Origin of the sequence: Kitasatospora putterlickiae, from assembly GCF_039527695.1 — a bacterium.
GTDB lineage: Bacteria > Actinomycetota > Actinomycetes > Streptomycetales > Streptomycetaceae > Kitasatospora > Kitasatospora putterlickiae.
Window position 1 is genome coordinate 1,357 of sequence record NZ_BAAAKJ010000444.1, and the last position, 1,515, is coordinate 2,871.

The window sequence follows — 1,515 nt, forward strand, 5'->3', positions numbered from 1 at the left end:
GCCGGCCCGAGGCCGCCGCCGGGAGCCCCCGGGGCGTAGGACGCGGTGGACGGGGTGGCGGCGAAGGCCGTGAAGCCGTTCTCCGGTCCGGAATGGCCGCCGGGGTGGCCACCGGAATGGCCGGTAACCGACGCCCCGACCCGGCCTTCCGGACCGCCGCCGTACCCGCCCGGGTGGCTGACGGACGGTCGGCTGACGGGTCGTCCGCCGTACTCCGCGGCGGCCGGGAAGGGCGGCTGACCCGAGGCCGAGGGGGCGCCCGAGCCGGCCGGGAAGCCCGGGGCCGACGGGCCTCCTGGGGCGGATGGGGCTACGGGGGAGTAGGAGGGGTATGAGGCGGTGCCGGAGTGACGGGTGTTGGCGGTGGAGGCCTGGGAGGCGGTGCCTCTCGCGGGACGACCCGCGCTGCCGGCCGCGGCCTGGCCGCTGTCAGGACCCGCGTCGCTCCTGCTCACCCTGCTCAAGGCGCTCAAGCCCCCTCGGTGGTGTGGTGTGGTGGTGCGGCACTGCTGGCCAAGATCGAATCTATCGGGTGGACCGTTGCCGTTGTGACAAGTTCACCATCCGACGCTATGTCGACATGGCAATTTGGCGTGATGCATTCGATCACGAAGCGTGGCACCCGTCGACCCTTCTGGGAAGAGGGTCGGTGCAACGGTGGCTGGTTGTCGCGGGACTGGTCCTGGGCCGTCCGGCTCCGACGCGCCCGGCCGGTGCGCCTGGGCTGCGGATATGCCCAAGGGTGGGGGAGCCGCGCGAGATTGACCGAAAATAGGCGGTGCACGGGAGGGGCGCACGGCTGCTTGGCGTGCGCCTCCCAGGCTTCATCCGGCCAGCGCCGGAGCCGGGAAACGGTGGTCGGCGGTCGTATGTCGACCTTCGCCGACGGAGATCCCCGGCCGGCCCGAACTGGCCAATGACGACATCGGGGGCCGCCGGCCCGGCCGCCCCGGGCGGCTGCCCGACGTGCCGCGAACCCGCACGGGGCGCGAACCAACGGGCCGGGCAACGGAACTGACGACGCCGATCGCGGTCAAAGGGTTGCGCGGCGAACGGCCCCGATCTGGGCCGACCGGCCGGCCATCGCGCTCCGACGTTCCTGTGCCGTCGCCCTGCTGACGGCGGGTGAGCCGCTCGCCCGGCCGCTGCGGGCTCCGACCGGCTATTGTCCGGTCGCTGTCCGGCCGCCTCCGGGGGAGTTCTCCGGTGGGGTCCGTGCCACCTGGTCGACGCGGGCCGGGCCGACGCGGGCCCGGGCGGTCCGGCCGGTGCGGAGCGGGCAGTGCGGAGAGGGCGGCGGCGTCCCCGGCAAACCCGCCGAACCCGTTTCGGACAGCCTGCCCGGCCCCCGAACCGGGTGAAGCACCGCCCGCGGCGTGCACGGTTGGGGAGGCACGCCGATCGTCAGGGGCGGACAGCCGGGGCGACGCGCTGTCGCCCGCGCCGCTCCACGCCGTCACCCGGCGCTCCGCCCCCGGTGCGGACTACGCCACGCTCGCGCCCGGCCCGGCGACC